This window comes from Gottfriedia endophytica, from assembly GCF_017814275.1.
In the GTDB taxonomy this organism is placed as follows: domain Bacteria; phylum Bacillota; class Bacilli; order Bacillales; family Bacillaceae_G; genus Gottfriedia; species Gottfriedia endophytica.
In genome coordinates, this window is record NZ_JAGIYQ010000014.1 from 39,559 (window position 1) to 57,851 (window position 18,293).

19 protein-coding genes are annotated in these 18,293 nt (G+C 33.0%); 1 reads left to right on the forward strand and 18 read right to left on the reverse strand.

Annotated elements, in window-relative coordinates:
* Window positions 1-2 precede the first annotated feature (2 nt).
* The 7 genes from J5Y03_RS16365 to J5Y03_RS16395 all read right to left on the reverse strand — a co-directional run bounded on the left by J5Y03_RS16365 (window position 3) and on the right by J5Y03_RS16395 (window position 8,722).
* Window positions 3-1,001, reverse strand: coding sequence for a hypothetical protein (locus J5Y03_RS16365; protein ID WP_209407077.1), 999 nt, complete (start codon window positions 999-1,001; stop codon window positions 3-5).
* Window positions 998-2,077, reverse strand: coding sequence for an N-acetylneuraminate synthase (gene neuB, locus J5Y03_RS16370; protein ID WP_209407078.1), 1,080 nt, complete (start codon window positions 2,075-2,077; stop codon window positions 998-1,000). The genes J5Y03_RS16365 and neuB overlap by 4 nt, the downstream gene beginning before the upstream one ends.
* Before the next feature lie 15 nt (window positions 2,078-2,092).
* Window positions 2,093-3,259 carry a UDP-N-acetylglucosamine 2-epimerase gene (neuC, locus tag J5Y03_RS16375; RefSeq protein WP_209407079.1) on the reverse strand — a complete coding sequence of 389 codons (1,167 nt, stop codon included), beginning with the start codon at window positions 3,257-3,259 and terminating at the stop codon, window positions 2,093-2,095.
* On the reverse strand, window positions 3,259-4,425 hold the full coding sequence (locus tag J5Y03_RS16380; RefSeq protein WP_209407080.1) for a LegC family aminotransferase: 1,167 nt from the start codon (window positions 4,423-4,425) through the stop codon (window positions 3,259-3,261). Before J5Y03_RS16380 ends, neuC begins: the two co-directional genes overlap by 1 nt.
* Window positions 4,422-5,432, reverse strand: coding sequence for an NAD-dependent 4,6-dehydratase LegB (locus J5Y03_RS16385; protein ID WP_209407081.1), 1,011 nt, complete (start codon window positions 5,430-5,432; stop codon window positions 4,422-4,424). Before J5Y03_RS16385 ends, J5Y03_RS16380 begins: the two co-directional genes overlap by 4 nt.
* Before the next feature lie 21 nt (window positions 5,433-5,453).
* The gene (locus J5Y03_RS16390; protein ID WP_209407082.1) at window positions 5,454-7,265 is read right to left on the reverse strand and encodes a motility associated factor glycosyltransferase family protein; all 1,812 of its coding nucleotides are present in this window, start codon (window positions 7,263-7,265) and stop codon (window positions 5,454-5,456) included.
* Window positions 7,266-7,483: 218 nt separating this feature from the next.
* A complete protein-coding gene (locus J5Y03_RS16395; RefSeq protein WP_209407083.1) occupies window positions 7,484-8,722 on the reverse strand; it encodes a flagellin N-terminal helical domain-containing protein in 1,239 nt (412 codons plus the stop codon).
* Between the two features lie 392 nt (window positions 8,723-9,114).
* On the opposite strand from J5Y03_RS16395, the gene J5Y03_RS16400 reads away from it, so the two are divergent.
* Complete coding sequence (locus J5Y03_RS16400) at window positions 9,115-9,762, forward strand: nitroreductase family protein (protein ID WP_209407084.1); 648 nt, start codon at window positions 9,115-9,117, stop codon at window positions 9,760-9,762.
* Between the two features lie 163 nt (window positions 9,763-9,925).
* Here J5Y03_RS16400 and csrA read toward each other — a convergent pair whose 3' ends face one another.
* From csrA to J5Y03_RS16455, 11 genes are all read right to left on the reverse strand, one after another.
* Entirely contained in the window at window positions 9,926-10,150 is a 225-nt protein-coding gene (gene csrA / locus J5Y03_RS16405) for a carbon storage regulator CsrA (protein WP_209407085.1), read from the reverse strand.
* A 2-nt stretch (window positions 10,151-10,152) separates the two neighbouring features.
* Window positions 10,153-10,599 carry a flagellar assembly protein FliW gene (fliW, locus tag J5Y03_RS16410; RefSeq protein ID WP_209407086.1) on the reverse strand — a complete coding sequence of 149 codons (447 nt, stop codon included), beginning with the start codon at window positions 10,597-10,599 and terminating at the stop codon, window positions 10,153-10,155.
* A gap of 11 nt (window positions 10,600-10,610) precedes the next feature.
* Window positions 10,611-11,186 (reverse strand): DUF6470 family protein, encoded by a 576-nt coding sequence (locus tag J5Y03_RS16415; RefSeq protein WP_209407087.1) that lies wholly within the window; start codon window positions 11,184-11,186, stop codon window positions 10,611-10,613.
* Between the two features lie 51 nt (window positions 11,187-11,237).
* Window positions 11,238-12,161 carry a flagellar hook-associated protein FlgL gene (gene flgL, locus J5Y03_RS16420; protein ID WP_209407088.1) on the reverse strand — a complete coding sequence of 308 codons (924 nt, stop codon included), beginning with the start codon at window positions 12,159-12,161 and terminating at the stop codon, window positions 11,238-11,240.
* Window positions 12,162-12,168: 7 nt separating this feature from the next.
* The gene (gene flgK / locus J5Y03_RS16425) at window positions 12,169-13,758 is read right to left on the reverse strand and encodes a flagellar hook-associated protein FlgK (RefSeq protein ID WP_209407089.1); all 1,590 of its coding nucleotides are present in this window, start codon (window positions 13,756-13,758) and stop codon (window positions 12,169-12,171) included.
* 47 nt (window positions 13,759-13,805) lie between these two features.
* Window positions 13,806-14,297 carry a flagellar protein FlgN gene (locus J5Y03_RS16430; RefSeq protein ID WP_209407090.1) on the reverse strand — a complete coding sequence of 164 codons (492 nt, stop codon included), beginning with the start codon at window positions 14,295-14,297 and terminating at the stop codon, window positions 13,806-13,808.
* Between the two features lie 27 nt (window positions 14,298-14,324).
* Window positions 14,325-14,588 carry a flagellar biosynthesis anti-sigma factor FlgM gene (gene flgM / locus J5Y03_RS16435; protein WP_209407091.1) on the reverse strand — a complete coding sequence of 88 codons (264 nt, stop codon included), beginning with the start codon at window positions 14,586-14,588 and terminating at the stop codon, window positions 14,325-14,327.
* Between the two features lie 67 nt (window positions 14,589-14,655).
* The gene (locus tag J5Y03_RS16440) at window positions 14,656-15,069 is read right to left on the reverse strand and encodes a TIGR03826 family flagellar region protein (RefSeq protein WP_209407092.1); all 414 of its coding nucleotides are present in this window, start codon (window positions 15,067-15,069) and stop codon (window positions 14,656-14,658) included.
* Window positions 15,070-15,161: 92 nt separating this feature from the next.
* Entirely contained in the window at window positions 15,162-15,848 is a 687-nt protein-coding gene (locus J5Y03_RS16445) for a ComF family protein (protein ID WP_209407137.1), read from the reverse strand.
* Window positions 15,830-17,194 (reverse strand): DEAD/DEAH box helicase, encoded by a 1,365-nt coding sequence (locus tag J5Y03_RS16450; protein ID WP_209407093.1) that lies wholly within the window; start codon window positions 17,192-17,194, stop codon window positions 15,830-15,832. The genes J5Y03_RS16445 and J5Y03_RS16450 overlap by 19 nt, the downstream gene beginning before the upstream one ends.
* A 76-nt stretch (window positions 17,195-17,270) precedes the next feature.
* Entirely contained in the window at window positions 17,271-18,113 is an 843-nt protein-coding gene (locus tag J5Y03_RS16455; RefSeq protein ID WP_209407094.1) for a DegV family protein, read from the reverse strand.
* Between the last annotated feature and the right edge of the window lie 180 nt (window positions 18,114-18,293).

Consider the following 18,293-nt stretch of genomic DNA (forward strand, 5'->3'; position numbering starts at 1 on the left):
TGTTAATTCTCCCTATAAAATAAAATCTTATTTGTATCTAAATTATTTTTTTTATACTCTTCTTTTAATTTTCTATATTGATTTTTTCTATAGATTTGGCTACCTATATGATACTCTAGTAATTTATCTGAAAATCCTTTTTTAAAATGTAATAATGAATCATCTTCGCTCGTTGTAAATCCCCCACCAAGTAACAACTTCTTAAAGTTTCTTTTCTTAGAGAAATCTATAGCTTTTTTCATCATTAAAAAAGAAATTCCAAACTTTTTACCCATGTCATTAGTACAACCTAAGTGATAATTAACTTCTTCTCCGTCCCAAATGTAAATATTAACACCTACTAGTTCCCCGTTATAATGACTAGTACAAATAAATGAATGGGACCAGTTAACTAAACTTTCAAAGTATTTTTTATTAAAAAAATAAAACTCGCTTGTATTTTTTTCTTTCATAGCAGATGTATATAAAAGGAAAATTTCATTTAATACTTTTGAATCTACTTCTTCGACTATTTTTGTATCATGATTTATTTTTTTAGTTCGATTAATAACTCTTTTTACTCTATATTTATAATTCTCTTCTATATTAGTTGGAGTTAAATCTACTTCAACTACATATCTATTAAAAAAGTGATCTGTTTCTAAAAAATTATAATTTTGTAGTGTTGGATGAAGTCGAAAAAAACCTGCAATGAATCTATTATTATTTGCCCACTTTACAAATTCATTATTAGCCCTTTTAATAAATTCTTTGGATTCAGTATTACTTATTGAACCTCCATATCCATATTGTGATTGAATATCAGTTATATTCCGATAATTACTTATATGTATAGGTAAATAGAAGATATCCTGTTCTTCTTTATATACAAAAAATTCTGGTTGAATGGATTGGTCTCTATATGAGTCAATCATTACATACTCTGGATGAAGTGTTGGTGCTTTTACTTTATCCGGAAAAGATTCGTAAATTCTAATTGCTTCTTCATAAGTAACTATCATATATCTTTTATAACCTCATCGTATTCATAAGCTCTATTTGATCGTTTTCCAAGAATTTTAAAAATCTCCATTGGACTAATCCCTGTACCAGGACGTTTAAATGTCACATTATCCCATGACAATAAATCACCTTTATTAATCTCAGTAGCAGCAACTAAACTTTTTCTAGCGATTTGGATATTTTTATATTCTGATGAAGTTGGAACCTTTCTACCATTCCCTATACTTTTTTCAATTATTCTTATACCCTTTATTAATTCGTTTAATTCTTTTGGATTTAAAGATGCTTTATGATCTGGCCCCGGTAAATCTTTATCCAGTGTAATATGTTTCTCAATAATCGTTGCTCCCATTGCTACAGCTGCTTGAGAAATTACGATACCTTCTGTATGATCCGAATACCCAACTTCTAAACCAAATGTGTTTCTAATTGTCTCAATACTATTTAAATTAACATCCTCATAAGGTGTTGGATACTCAGTATTACAATGTAATAAAGCTACCTTTTCTTTTAATAACTCTAAAGAAGTAGGTTGGAAATATGTATCAAAACACTCTTGAATAGTAGCAGGGATTCTCTTTTCTATATATCCGAATGCTAGTATCGCTAAAGCTGTCTCAATTTCACTTAACGTACTCATTCCTGTAGAAAGAATGATATTACAGTTGGCTATAGCGGTATTAAGTAATAATAGGGGATTAGTAATCTCTCCGGATGGGATTTTAATCGTCTTTAGGTTAAATTCATTTACTAATAAGTCCAAACTTTCTAAATCAAATGGTGAAGACATAAATTCGATTCCACAGTTCTTACAATGATGAATTAATTCTTCAAATTGGCTTTTATTAAATTCAAGTTTTTTTACCATTTCGAACTGAGATTCATTATCATCCGTATTTTCTAGTTGGTATTCAGCTTTTGGTGCATACATACTTATTTCATTTTCAGTAATAAATGTTTGAAATTTAACAGCATCTGCCCCTGCGTCCCTTGCAACTTCAATAAGTTTTTTAGCTAATTCAAGAGAGCCATTATGATTTACTCCCGCTTCTGCAATAACGTATGTTCTTGTCATAGTAAACCCCTTATTTTATAAATCTTTTATATTATTAAACTTTTTCTTTACGATATTTTTTAAGTCAATTCTACCTAACTCTTGTTTAATTAAATTAGAAGCCTTACCGTTTCCATACAAAGAAATAGTTGATTCTAATTTCTGTTGAAAAGTATCAGTTAATACATACTGTATCGCATTTTTAATTTCTACTGCTTCAGATGAACAGCTTACTACTGATTTAGCCATCAGCCTTCCTTCTTGGCGATTCCCAATATTTATAGTTGGTTTTTTTAGCATTGGAACCTCAATTAAACCACTAGAAGAATTACCAACAACTATATCAACTGCTTTTATTGCACTTAGATATTTTACCTGCCCTAGAGAATCAACAAGTTTACTTCTCTCCTTATTTCTTTGTACAAACTCCCGAATGATTTCATTGATTCTATTCCCCTCAGAATCCGAATTACATTTTGTAAATAATAATTTCGCTTTTGGAAAATGCTCTAATGCTTTTAATAACTCGATTACTTGTTCTACACTATTCTCTTCAAGCGTTACAGGATGAAAAGTTATTAAAAATGATAGATTATCAAATCGAAAATCCAACTCGTTTTCTAATTCTTCTTTAGTTAATAGATTAAGTTTAAAAATATTATCTAACCCTGGAGCCCCATAATTAAATACCGAATCAGGCATCTCTCCAAGTTGAACTACCCTATTTTTATATTCTTCATTAGCTACAAAATGAATATGAGACATCTTAGTAATAGCATGTCTAATATTATCATCCATCGCACCTTCTGTTATTTCTCCTCCATGCAAATGAGCTATAGGAATATTCATTAACATAGCACTTTGTACAGCTGCTAATATTTCATATCGATCTCCTAGGACAACTAATACATCAGGTTTTAAGCGATTCAAACTATCTGCAAATCCAATAACTCCCAGTCCTACCGATTTTACTACCCCAACTTTATTATCACTCGATACTTGGGTCTCTACTTTTTCATTAATATAAAAACCATCTTTTTCTATTTCTTTATAAGTAAGTCCAAATTCTGGGGACAAATGCATTCCAGTAACGATTAACTGTAATTCTAATTCAGGATCTTCATCAATTTCTTTCATTAGCCAATATAACAAACCGTATTCGGCACGACTCCCCGTTACAACACATATTTTCCTTCTTTTCATCATTTCTCCCCTAACAGTACACTGCTTGGTATATTAATTATTCTTTTTTCTAGGAGCTCTGCCCCCTCTAAACTCATTCGAGGGCAATCCTTATACATCTCTAATGTATGTAACGATTTCCATACTGGACGAGACATGATTCCTTGATTATTTAGTTCTGTAAGTATTTCATCTCTTTGATAAATGTTATTTATATCTAACAAAATAGTATTTAACCAATAATTACTTTCTGAAAATTCTTGTTCCTTATAAACAGATAAACCTTGTACATTACTTAATCTATCAATATATTGATTGGCAAGTTTTCTTTTTGAAGTAAGAAAGTAATCAATGTTCTCTAGTTGTGCCACTCCAATCGCAGCATTTATATTGGGTAACCGATAATTATATCCAATGCAATCATGTATAAAATCCCATTTATGAGGTATCTTTGCCGTAGTAGTTATATGTTTAGCCATTTTCGCAATTTCTAAGTCATTTGTTAAAATGGCACCACCGCCACCTGTTGTGACAATTTTATTTCCATTAAAACTTAATGCAGCAATCTTTCCAAAATTACCTGTATGAATACCCTTATAATAAGAACCCAATGATTCAGCTGCATCTTCAACTAATTCTAGATGGTATTTTTCAGCTATTTTTACTAATAATTCTATATTAACTGGATGTCCAAATGTGTGCATAGGTACTAACGCCTTAATTCTTCTTCCCGTTAATTTATTAAAACACTCATTTTTTCTTATTATCGTTATTTCTTCAAGGTAAGCATCTAACTTTATAGGATCTATACCTAAAGATTCCTCTTCACTATCAACAAAATGAGGAATAGCCCCACAATATGTAACAGCATTTGCTGTCGCAACAAAGGTTAAAGTTGGAATAAGTACTTCATCATTCTCGATTACCCCAACTAACTTTAGGCACATATGCAGTGCCGCTGTACCATTTACAACGACAATTGCTTTTTTCATTCCAGTAAATTCTGCCAATTTCTCTTCAAACAAATCTACATAGGAACCAACCGAAGATACCCACCCTGATTCAATGCAATCTGTTACATATTTTAATTCATTACCTTTAAGATTCGGCTCGTGCAAAGCATTAAAGCCTATCGGTAAAATATCCTTTAAAATTGAAACAAGTTGAGGAATATTAACTTTACTCATATGTTATAAACATCTGCCTTATATTGTTTTAAGTTTTCTTTATTAGTAAACCATTCAATAGTCTCTGATAATCCTTTCTTAAACCCTTCTATGCCGCCATATTTAGGTTCCCATCCTAATAGTGATTTAGCTTTAGAATTATCCGCCCATAATCTTTCTACTTCACTTTTCTCAGGGCGTAAACGTTGTTCGTCAGTTTCAATTTCATATTGAACATTCATAAGAGATGCTATCGTTGAAACAGTTTCACCTATAGAAACTTCAAAATTACTTCCAATATTAATTACTTCACCGACTGATTTTTCAGACTTCATTACAGATACAAAACCATCTACAGTATCTTTTACATAATTAAAATCTCTAGTTGGATGGAGTGATCCTAGTTTAAGTTTATCTATACCGTTAGCAAATTGTGTAATAATTGTAGGAATTACAGCTCTAGCAGATTGTCTTGGGCCATAAGTATTAAAAGGTCGAATTATAGATACAGGGACTCCAAAAGAAGAATAAAAGCTCATCGCAATTTGATCAGCTCCAATCTTGCTAGCCGAGTACGGGGATTGTCCATTGAGAGGATGATCTTCCGTAATCGGAACAAATTGTGCCGTTCCATATACCTCACTAGTTGATGTATGAACTACTTTTTGTAATTCTAATTCTCTTGCAGCTTGAACTACATTTAATGTTCCTTTTACGTTCGTATCAATATAAGTGGCAGGAGAATGGTATGAATATGGGATGGCTATTAAGGAAGCTAAGTGAAGAACCACATCACAACCTTCCATTGATTTCTTGACCCCATATGGATCTCTTATATCTCCAGAAAATACGTCGATATCTCTTTTTATATTCTCTGGAGTATGATCTAACCATCCCCAAGAGTTAAATGAATTATAGTTCACAAAAGCCTTGACCTTATGTCCTTGACAAACTAATTTTTCAGTTAAATGAGAACCAATAAAACCATCTGCTCCAGTTACTAATATTTTCTGTATTGTCATATTCATTCAATCCTTATTTTTAAGTTTTTAATTAATGTTTTTTAAACTTTTTTCAATAATAGCCAAGATTTCTCCCATTACGAAGACAGAAACTGTAAGAAATTCTACTTGTAATTCTTTATTTCTCTTTAAGTTATTAGCCGATAAAACTTGTTCAATATCAAAAAGATTCCATACTGTGGTCATTATCATTGGCTGTAAATTGTGTCTTAATAACCAATTATTTTTAATTTGGTCAAAAAATCGATCTGTTTCGTTGAGTTTATTTAAAACTTTCAATAAGTCACTTTGGTTAAAATGATCGTAAATTTTTAATTTTTTTAATTTATTAAGTTGACTTTCAAAATCCTTTTTAATTCTACTTAAATATTCTATTTGACTGTCTAAAGACTGTTTCATCTGTTCAATCGTTATAGGATATGAAGCAGTCGAATCTATAACTTCTTTTACAGGTGAAATATAATGAATACAATATTCTTCTATTACATCTTTTAAGTCTTTTTGTATAGTATTGGCTATTTTAGCTCCACCTTCAGTCGAGTTAATTACAAATAATTTTTTATCTAAAATTTCCTTTTCAAACCATTTACGGAAATTGATCCATATATCAGTTGAAGTTACTTCTTTACCATAATAGCCATCTACTTTTAATTCATTTATTTTAGAAAAAACATCATTAGTAAAGTTTTTATCATCATATATGGTACCACCAGCATGTGATTCTTCCTTTGAAACCCCAAATGCCAAGTCTTGTCCAACCAGTATAATCGGTGAAGCACCAATATGTTCAGCGAATCCAAAAGCTACATGAGCACACGAAAGACCAATACTAATTGTATTGTCATCACGTAAATTTAGTGTTTCTTGTAACCAAAGATACTCACCAACATTTTTTCTCATAGGGATGATAAGATCACCTTTAAATTCATCAAAAATTTTAGGATAAAGAAGAAGTGGGCCTACCAAAGTTGTTTCTTTAGGGTAATTTTTGTTTTCATAAAAATAAGTATAAGTATCTTTTTCCCTCTCTATTGAACAAATAAAATCTGGCACAATTCCTTCTTCCAGTAATCTACTAGAAATAGTATCCACAGCAATAATGATAGCTTTATCTTTTACTGTTTTTAAATAACTGATATTTTTATTTAAGGATGGTCCTGCGGCTACAACTATAGCTGGTAGATCTTTAAAAGCTCCTTTTAAAGAAGCTACGTTTTTTGAACGTGCTAGTTGTTTAATATTCCTCATATTGTGCTTGAATCCTGTTAAACTATCCTCGATTGAATTCCCATATACCATTGCTTTATATTTAACTGTCTCAGTTATTTTTTTTACAATGAATAAATTTGTTTCTTCCTCGAAATTTTTATAGGAATCTGTTAAATATAATCTAATATTTTTTATATAAAAAATCAGATTAGTTGATAGAAGATTATCTAAAAAAAACGGCAAATTGATCAAATCATCAGCAAAAACTATAATATTTGGAAACTGAAAAATAGATAGATCTCTTTGGTGTAATGCGTAATTAAATAGTGATATATTCGGTTCTATTATTATAAGATATGACTCTTTGCTCATAGTTTGATACACGCTATTTATTTCTTCAAAAGAATTAATTCCTATTGCAAAAATCAGCTCTCGTTTTAAATTGTTTGGTTTCTGTGATTCGTCTAGAGTTTCTCTAATCTTGAATATTTCGTTATTTTTAAATAGGAATTCGTTACCGCTATTGTCCCTATTAATGAATAGTGTCTGAGAATCATTTTCATTATTTTTACCAATCCAATGGTTAGGGTTTTTTGAGAGTAAATTTATATTTTGATCTATGAAGCTCATCTGATTTCTCCTTAAATTTTATTAATCTACAATTCTTAGAAGAGAAAAAATAAAGTTTTTAAACTAGCATTAAACAATTATCCAATTATTAACATATACTATTTTTTTAATAGTTATTAATTTCATTATTTTATAACAATATTAATTTTAATAATAATAAATCTCCCAAAAAATTGGGAGATTTATTTATTTAAATACTATTAAGGTAAAAACAATTATTATCTTAATAATTGAAGTACACCTTGTGGCTGTTGGTTAGCTTGAGCTAACATCGCTTGAGCAGCTTGAGAAAGGATAGAGTTCTTAGTTTGGTTCATCATTTCTTTAGCCATATCTACGTCACGAACACGTGATTCTGCAGCAGTTAAGTTTTCAGATGAAGTTCCTAAGTTATTGATAGTATGTTCTAAACGATTTTGGAAAGATCCAAGTTTAGAGCGCTCAGCAGATACTTTTTGAATCGCAGTATCAATAACTTTCATTGCTGTATTAGCTTGTCCTTGATTTGTAACTTGTAAACCAGCAACTCCAAGAGCTGAAGCAGTCATTTCATTAATATCTAAGTTTAAGTTTTGGTTAGCATTTGCACCAATATGGAATGTAGCACTACCGTCAGCACGCATGTTTTTAGCTGCAGTTACTTCTTGGAAGCTTGATAATGCATTTGTTGCAGAGTTTCTAATATTACCTGTAGCATCTTTAACTGTTATAGTAATTCCATTAATAGCAGCTGCAGTACCACCTGTACTTGCAGTTTCAATCATTGAACCATTGCTCATAGTTAAGTCTGATGATGCAAAGCTTCCAGCTAAAGATGCAATATCTGTAGTTGAAGTTACAGTAACTGTATTAGTAGTTGTAGTACCATTTTTCACATAAGATATAGTAATTTTATCTCCAACAGCGATTCCTAATGAATTAGAATTAGTATCTCCTAAACCAGTTAATAGCGTATTTGAAGCCGCTGCAGCACCAACACCATTAGTTAAAGCATCACTCTTATTAATATTTTGAACAGCTGCACCTACGCCAGCTCCCATAGATCCATCTAAAAGGTTTTTAGTATTGAATTGAGTCGTATTAGCAATACGGTCAACTTCTTTACTTAATTGAGTCATTTCATCTTGAACGTTTTGACGGTCTTGACCAGTATTAGTATCATTCGCAGATTGAACTGATAATTCACGCATTCTTTGTAGAATATCGTGAGTTTCGTTTAATGCACCCTCAGCAGTTTGGATAAGAGAGATACCATCTTGTGCATTACGAGAAGCTTGGTCTAATCCACGGATTTGTCCGCGCATTTTTTCAGAGATTGCTAGACCTGCTGCATCGTCACCTGCACGGTTGATACGAAGACCTGAAGATAATTTTTCCATTGATTTAGCTTGTGCGCCTGAAGCATTGTTTAATTGACGAGAAGTGTTTAACGCTGCAATATTGTGATTGATAATCATTTTAATTTCCTCCTTGAATATGTTTGTCCACTTCCTTGTGAACACTCATTTATTTAGAAACCTTTGAGAAAATCTCGAGCTTTTCACGTAGGCTTCCTTACATATGTTATATCGACACGTTTAGTCCATGGTTTAGCTATTCAAGCAGAGAATTTTCGACATTTTTATTTATCATTCATTTTTCATATAAAATTCCTCTTAATCTGATAAGAACAAGATTAAAACGAGTAATTCGAACTATATCTACCGAATATATTAATGACATTTTGCCTATCCGCAAAAATTCATCTTTTTAATTTCATTTAACCAATGTTAAAATGAAAGAAGTCTGTGTTTTTATCAATTATTCATATCAAATTTATAATAGTAAATAAGATTCAGGAGATGGTTGTATGAATTTTCAAGAAGTAAAGGAATTAATTAAAACTCGACGAAGTATCCGAAACTATGTAGATCGTCCAGTAACTAATGAGGACATTCATGAAATTTTAGATTGTGCACGTTACGCTCCTAGCGATACAAACTCTCAAACATGGGAATTTGTTATAATAAGAAATAAAGAAATGATAGCAAAAATTGAAGAGTATACTTGGGATGCACTGCGAAATATTGCAGAAAACGCAAAGCAGGATGGAAAAGAAAAAGAAGGAAAGCTACTACTTCGTTCATTCGGTCCTTATGCAACAGCATTTTCAGGTGCACCTGCACTCATTATTTGTCTTGCTACACCATACGAATCAAAGTTTCGTGAAAAAATATTTGATCCAATAGGATTTGTAGATGACTCCGTTTGGCATGAAGAGGGTATTAAAAGCAGTACTCTTGCCGCTCAAAATATCATGTTGGCTGCTCACGCAAAAGGACTTGCAACTTGTCCAATGACAGGACCTGTACTGTTAGCTCAAAAAGAAATAGCAGAGCTTCTAGATATTACAAAAGAAAAAACAATTAACCTTGTTTTAGCTCTTGGCTACCCTGAGCGTGATGCAAAAGCTCCACAAAGAAAAGAGATTGATGAGATCGCTCGTTTCATTGACTGATTACCAAATATGTCAAATTGACTTCTTAGAAAACCATTAATAAGTTTAATATTTCATCAAAAAGAGTGAATTCCATTAGTTAATCTACTAATAGAATTCACTCTTTCTCAATTTATTTATGTTTTTATATCAACTTAAAAATATTATTGTTTCTCCTCTTAACCTATCTTTTTATTCTTTTAACAAGTTCTTCTAAATCTCCAGAACCAAAAGCTGCTTGTTTGTTTTCTTCTTTAATTGATAAATAGATTTCTTTTCGGTGTATATCAACATTTTTCGGAGCAGAAATAGCAAGCTTGACTTGTTCACCTTCAATGGCTGCAATTGATATTTCAATATTATCCCCAATCATGATTGCTTCTTTTAATTTTCTAGATAGTATTAGCATGTTTAACCCTCCACTGAGAAAGCTGGTGAGCTGTTGATATCGTGCTTTGTTTTATATGTAGGATGATTCAATACAACCTGCTTTCCTATCTTCTTTACTGAATTAATAATTAATGGTGCTTGCAGGTTTGCAGTTGATTGATAAAAATTCTCTTTAATAGTTATTATGCAATAAACGATTGCATCCTTTGCTTCTTGTAACTGTAATTCATCGATCGCATTTTGCGGTAATTCAATTTCATAAGTTGGAAATAGCAAAAATACTTCCCCAATAACGAATGCTAAATTTGGTGTTTTTGTAGATTGTAAAATCGAAAACGGTATTCCTTCCTGAAATGGTAGAATTGTAAATTCATTTTCATCTTCAAATGCAGGAATACCTTTCGGAAAGGTTAACAGGTCTTCTTGTTGAATAACTACTTCGCCGTGATACTTTGTTTGGATTTTCATACTATCCACCCTTATCCTTTTTGATCAATTGTAATTCCAGTATAATCTATTTTTAAAGAGTTCCAAGTATCTATATAACCAGATACTTTCCCCGGAGTATAGTTTATAATCGGCTTTTGTTGCGTCACTTCAATTTCAGGTTTATGTGTATTCCAATTAATCTTTAAATCACCAGGATCATAGGATATTTTAAAACTTCCTGGTCTTGGTAAAAAGGCAATATTTACATCATAGACTGGATCTGTACCATTTTCACGGGCAATATCTGCAATTGCATTTTTATTGTTTTGTACTTTCATCATTTCATCACCCTGTTGTGACATGCGTGCCAGCCCATCTAACCAAGCTTGATACCCCTCTTGTGCAGCATCTTCGGATCGACGACGAGAGCTTTTCAAATCCAAATCTGCACGAGCCTCATAGGAATCCATCTCTAATTTTGATGGAGTGTGTTCAATATCCATTTCAGCAGGAGGCTGCTTAATATTCAATTCCGCTTGTGGTTGTTGAATATCTTGGATTGGTTTCTCAATATTTAAACCATGTTTAATAAACGTAGACTGCAATCGTATTTGTGGAAATTGCATAACCTTCTTCCTTTCAATAAATAGTAGAAAAGCTATCAAAAAATTGATAGCTTAACGTAGGAAGTCTAATAAAGTCGGTTGAATAATTCGTGCACCAACACCTAATGCAGCATTTTGAACACTTTCTTGTGTTTTTAATTTTGTAATAACTTCTTCAACATTTGCATCTTCATTATTAGACATGATTCGATTTGCTACAACCTCTTGATTACCCAAACGATCACTAATCATATCAACTCGATTTTGTGTTGCACCAATTTTCGTACGTGCTGTTAAAACATTTTGGATTATTGTATCTACTTGTCCAAGTGAAGTGTTGATTGCTGATGTGTTATCAGTTACAAGAGCATTATGCAAATCTGCTAATTGTTTAAATGTATTTGGATCAAAAATTGTTGATGGATCAACATTTGTTGATACATTTACACCTTTTGAAACCTCTACGTTGTAATTACTATTGTTTGTATAGAAGTTTGCTTTAACTATTGTAGATGTATCAATCTGTCCTGGGTTAAGAGGATCTATAGAGGTCGTATAATTTACAGGTTTTGTAGTGGTATCTACTCCATTAAAAATATACTTATCCCCTACCATCGTATTTCCAATTGTACCAATATGATCAATTAGTTGTCTTACTTCTTCTGCAAGCGCCTTTCTAGATTCAGCACTGTTTGTATCAGATGCACCTTGCACTGTTAACTCACGTATACGTTGCAATGAATTTGTTACTAGATTTAAAGCATCATCGGATGATTCAACCCAATTAGTTGCTTCATCTAGATTTCGTTTATATTGTTCCACTTGTGTTACATCCGATCGATAATAAATCCCCTTCATTGCAATAACAGGATCGTCAGAAGGCTTATTGATTTTTTTCCCTGAAGCTAGTTGACTATTATATTGATCCAATTTAGAGTAACTGTTACTTAAATTTGTTAACATATTATTACTAATCATAGATTGTGTTACGCGCATTTACACTCTACCTCCCAACTGTTCCCATACTATTAATAATTTTATCTAGCATTTCGTCAATGACTGTAATCATTCGAGCTGAAGCATTATATGCATGCTGATATTTCACCATATCTGTCATTTCTTCATCTAAAGAAACACCACTTACAGACAGACGGTTTTGATTGACTGAATCAACTAGCGTTTGGCTATTACTAGATAAACGTTCTGCTTCTTGAGATTTTACACCCATGCCTCCAATTACACCTTGATAAAAGGAATCGATGGTAGTATTAGAAATATTTCCTATTGTAAATTTATTTGTTTTTAAAACATTTGCAAGTAATGTAGCATTACTCCCATCTCCTGCAACAGGTGCATTTGCTGCAGTAATGTCATTTATTGTTATATTCGAGTTTATAGAAATATTTGCTGCAGTTATTGTCGTTAGGTCTGTTACCGCTGCTGAACCTGTTGGCTGATTTGCAATTTGATTTGTGCCATCGGTAAAAAAGTATCCCCCTTGCGTTGGTGGGGTTTGAGTATTATATGTTCCATTTGCACTAAAAACCTGATTGAACTGATTTGCAAACGCATTTGCCATATCGTTTAAATTTTGTAGCATAGTTGGATACGATCCACTAATAACTGCTTTCCCACTAGAAGTATCAACAGATCCATATGAGTCTATTAAACTTCTTAATTTTCCGACAGACTTAAATGCAGAAGCATTTACAGTATTATTTCCAATTTTTATTGATGACACCAAGTTTCCATTAGCAGCATCATAGTTAGCTGTTAAATAATTCGGTTTAGAATTAATATCATTTCCATCAATCACTCGGCCAGATTGGATAACACTACCATTTTCATCAAGAAGGTCAATTGATACTTTTCCTTCTGCGCTAGGTAATGAATTCCCTCCACTTGATGAATAGGTTACTTTGATACTAACTAAACCAGATAATTTATCTAATAAACGATCACGTTCATCATATAAATCATTTGGTAGCATACCATGTGGTTCTACATCTGCAATTTGTTTATTTACATTTTGAATTTGATCTAATAGCGAGTTAACATTTTGTGTTTCTACATCAATTTGATTTTGCAAGTCACCTTGAATTCCAGAAAGTGAAGATGATAAGTAATTAAATGTCTCGGCTACTGCTTTCCCACGTTCCAATACTACTGATCTAGTACCCGAGTTTTGCGGGTTTGTTGATAAATCTTGTAACGATTGCCAGAATCGATCCATTGTTTTCGATAATCCTTGATCTGAAGGTTCATTCATAATATCTTCCATTTTTGTCAAAGCATCTGAACGGCTATTGTAATAGCCTAATTTACTGTTATCTCCACGAAATTGTATATCTAAAAATGACTCACGAATACGTTGAATTGAACCTGCTTGTACTCCAGTTCCAATTTGGCCTGGCATATAAGGTTTATCAAATCCAACTGGTGGAAACGGAGATGTTTGCGTTAAATTTACACGCTGACGAGTATAACCATCTGTATTTGCATTTGCTACGTTATGTCCTAATACACTAAGAGCTACTTGTTGAACATTCATACCTCTTTTGGATGTTTCTAACCCCATAAAAGTTGAACTCATTAATCTGTCCTCACTTCTTCTCCCGATTTTTGAAATGATTGCTATCTTTATGCTTGTGTATCAAAATATCCTTGATTCTTTGGCTTTACTTGTTGCTTCGCTGATGGCCCATAATTGATGGGTGCTTGACGCGGTTGAACCATTGATAAAGTCAGTGAAACGAATTGTAATGACTGATAAATTAGTTCTTGGTTTAAATAATTTATCTCTCTCAATTCGTTCATCACATTACTTAATTGTTCTTGTTGTTTTTGTAACTGCTCTGCTTCACTTTCAGAAACAACTTTTAAACAATCAGAAAGAGTAGGCACGTCCCCGTCCCATTCGTGCCCACTTAACAAAGCGTATACACATTCGATTCGTTTCGTTTCAAGCGTCTCGATTGCTAACAAATTCTTAGCTTCTTTATTGATAACTTCGTTTAAGCCATCAATATCATTCACTGTAATAAAGTGAGATTTCTCTTTTGAAAGAGCTAACAGCTGCTTATATTCTTCATGTTGCTGTTCAAGGATTGAACTTAAAAGAATTGAACTCATGGACTACACCTTCCTCTTTCTAGTTGTTTACTTCTTGCTGAAATAGTTCATCATTTTCTCTGCAATAGTGGATGGATTAATCTCATAGGAGCCTTCTTGAACTTGTTGCTTTAATTGTTGAACACGTTCTTCACGATCAGAAAGTATTTTCGAAGCTGATTGAAGGTCTTTTGCTTGAGAAGAAATTTCAACTTGATCCTCTTTTTGTTGTTTAGATTGTTGATTTCCTACTATTTTTAGTTGGTTTTGATAGACTTGAATTTTATTAAAACCAGTTGGATTGATTTTCATTTTCTCACCTCTTTATTCATTTCTTTATTAACCTCTTTATTTACCGTTTACTCACAGTTTTATCTCTTTATTTTTTTCCGTCGAATAGATAAGTTGCTTTATCTCTTTTACGAAGCTCTTTTATACGTTCTCTTTCGGCTTCTTCCTTACGTAAATCTCTCTTTATACTTACCGAACAATCTTCACAAATGTTTCCTTTTTTAATTAGCGATCCACATCGTTCACATGGATAGCCTAAATTTGGATAATCTGCTACACGTAGTTTACCATTTCGAATCCATTTCATAATTTTTTCTTCGACTACATTCGTTGCATCCACTATTTCAGTTATAGTAGCCGTACGATTTTCACGTTTACGGATGAACGTATAGACTACATCAAATTCTTTTAATTCTATTTTATAACAAGATTCGCATACATCTCTTAAGTTAGTCTTAACAAAAAGTTGGTTACATTCAGGACAATTCATTAATTCACCCATTAATTTCACCTCGATCACTATCGTTGTAATTCTTATATCGGCAAAAATGAGTCTTAAATTAAGTCCTTTTACACATGACATTTGACTAATTTTTATACTCTTACTAATGTAAGCGAATAGACCTCACTTGCTCCGTTTTCAAGTAGGATTTTTGCAGCATCTCGGACTGTTTTACCAGTTGTATAGAAATCATCTATTAATAGAATCGGCTCATTTTGAATTTTTTCTTCTTTTTTATAAAAAAAAAGTTGTTCACGTGCTAAACGTTCCTTACGAGTCAATTTACTTTGCTTTTCGGAGTGTTTTCTTCCTAAACAATGATTTAGCGGTAATTTTGCCATTTGGCATAGGATTTCAACTTGATTAAAGCCTCGTTCCTGTAATCTTTCTTCACTAATCGGGATGGGCACAATTTGAGGAATTGTAGAAAATAGTTTTATGTAACTCTCTATTAATTCTTGTATAACTACTTCAGCAACAGCAACGTCACCACGGAATTTAAAAGCATTCATCCAAGATTTTATCCCTTCATTATAACAATATATTGATCGATTATATTGAATAGTTGATATTCTAATTAAACTTTCACACTCTACACATACCCCATCTTCCTCCATCATTCGGCCACAGTATTGGCAAATTGGGCCAGTTATTTTCACAAAATATCTATTACATTCTTCACAAATGAATTGCTTCGATTGAAAAAGAAGTGACCGGAAAGTAAACCGGGGATGAAAAGATTGATTGCAAATCACACAAATCATTTCGAATCTAACCATCCTTTCTCAAATCCTAATTTATTCATTAGCAAAATTTGATTACGTGCTTTGACCATTTCTTCACTTTTCCCATGATGAAAATAAATGACATCTCCTTTGGCAAATTGAGGATGACGTCCTGCGCGGCCAGCTATTTGGACAAGCGCACTTTCGGTAAAAATTTCTTCATCTGCACCAAGTACTGCAATTTGACTATTAACGATTGTCACACCTCGTTCTAAAATGGTTGTCGTTACGAGAACGAGTATTTCTCCCTTTCGAAACGATGCAACTTTTTCATGACGCTCAGGATCTTCACTATGAACAGAAGCTGTTAAAGGCGTTAGTTTCCTAACATACTCTTCAATTAAACTACTTTCTTTAATCGTAGGGACGAAAAGGAAAATAGGGCATTTTGACGGAAGATGAGAAGTGATCCAATTGGTGAGAGCTGGAGGAAGTGCTTCATGTTTTTTCATATAGTTTCGCCAGTTTCCAATCCACTGAAATCTTGGGACTGGTAAAGGCTGTCGGTGAAAACGAGCTGGGACCATTGCATTCGGAATTTTTCCTTTTAAGGCGAGTTGTTGTTGTTTAACGGAGGGTGTAGCAGTCAGTTGGATGGTTGAACCTTTTACTGTTCGAGCTTCATTTGCCACCCAATGTAAGTGTTTTTCAATATTATATGGAAACGCGTCGACTTCATCGATAACGAGTAAATGAAAGGCACGTCTGAATGACATTAATTGGTGAACTGTAGTAATGACAATGCGATGTCCATCCCACTTTTCTTCACTTCCCCCATAAAGCGCAACAATAGAGATGGTTGGAAATGCTTGACGAAAACGGTGGACGAGTTCAATGACGACATCTACTCGTGGTGTTGCAATACAAACATTCTTACCTTGCTGAAGTGCAGTTTCAATCCCTTGAAAGAGCATTTCAGTTTTTCCTGCACCACATACAGCCCATAATAATAGATTCGTTTCGTTTTTTATTGCACTCACAACCTGATTAGAAGCCTCTTTTTGTTGTGGGGAAAGCTCACCTGACCAAGCTAATGCAGAAATAGGCTCTTTTAAAATGACGTCTTCTTCATTTACAACTAACTTTGTACAGGTTGTCATTTTTCCCATATTGATACATTTTCGGCAATACGTACATTCCGAATGACACCAAGCACATGGATGAGAGTAGAAATACCGCTGATCTTCATTTCCACAACGAAAGCATTTGTATCCTTTCTCTGTCTTCATCACTGCTTGCTGAATCTTACTTGTAGAAGGAACTTCTGGCTGATTTTTAAGTAAGGGAACTTTTCTACCTATATAGCTTTTGGGTTTTGATATTTCATTTAGTTGTTCCATTTCTATACCTCCTTCCCATCATTTCTATCATGAATAAAGCAGAAAAAAAAGATGTCCTTAAAAATGGACATCTTTCTTATACAACGTACCAGCCCAGTCCTAGCGCGCCTTCACCTAAATGTGTGCCAATAACTGGTCCGAAATATGAAATTTGGACATCAACATGTGGATAAGTCTCATGAAGCTGTGCTGCTAGCTGTTTTGCATCTTCTTCACGACTAGAATGAATCACAACTGCCTGCATTTTTCCGCCTTTTGATGCAACTTGATCAAACAATTCAAAAATACGTTTCATTGCTTTTTTCTCTGTACGAATTTTTTCAAAAGGCACGATTTGTTTATCAACAAACGTTAAGATTGGTTTTACTTGTAAAAGACTACCGATAAATGCTTGAGCACTTGATAAACGACCTCCACGTTGAAGATGTGCTAGATCATCAACCATAAAGTAAGCATTAAGTGTCGTTTTCATCTCATCTAGTCTAGCTAGTATCTCTTGTGGCGAGGCATTTTTCTGAGCCATTTTAGCTGCTTCTATGACATAAAATCCTTGCGCCATGCAGCTGATTTCAGAATCATATGCATATACTTCAATATTTTCAACCATTGAACCTGCTGTAATGGCACTTTGATATGTACCACTTATTCCACTAGAAAGAAAGATTGCAATAACCGCATCGTATTCTTTAGAAAGCTGTTCAAACTTTTCTACCATTTTCCCAATTGCTGGCTGTGAGGTTTTCGGCAACTCTTTTTGTACTCTTACTTTTATAAAAAATTCTTCTGCTGTAATGTCCACTTCTTCTTGATAAGAAGCATCTCCGAATATTACGTTTAGAGGAATCATATGAATGTCTAATTGTTCTCTAATTTCTAGAGGTATGTATGACGTACTATCTGTTACGATCGCTGTTCTCATTCTTCAATTCCTTTCTTTAACAAATTTCTAAATCTAGCATATATGTATCAATTATTCTACATGAAATGGTCTTACAGTACATTCATAACGATTCGTTATTGTATGAGTACTTTCGACAACTTTTTTAAACACGATTTCTACTTTACCACATTTTTTTAATAAAGAAAAAAGCAGAACCAA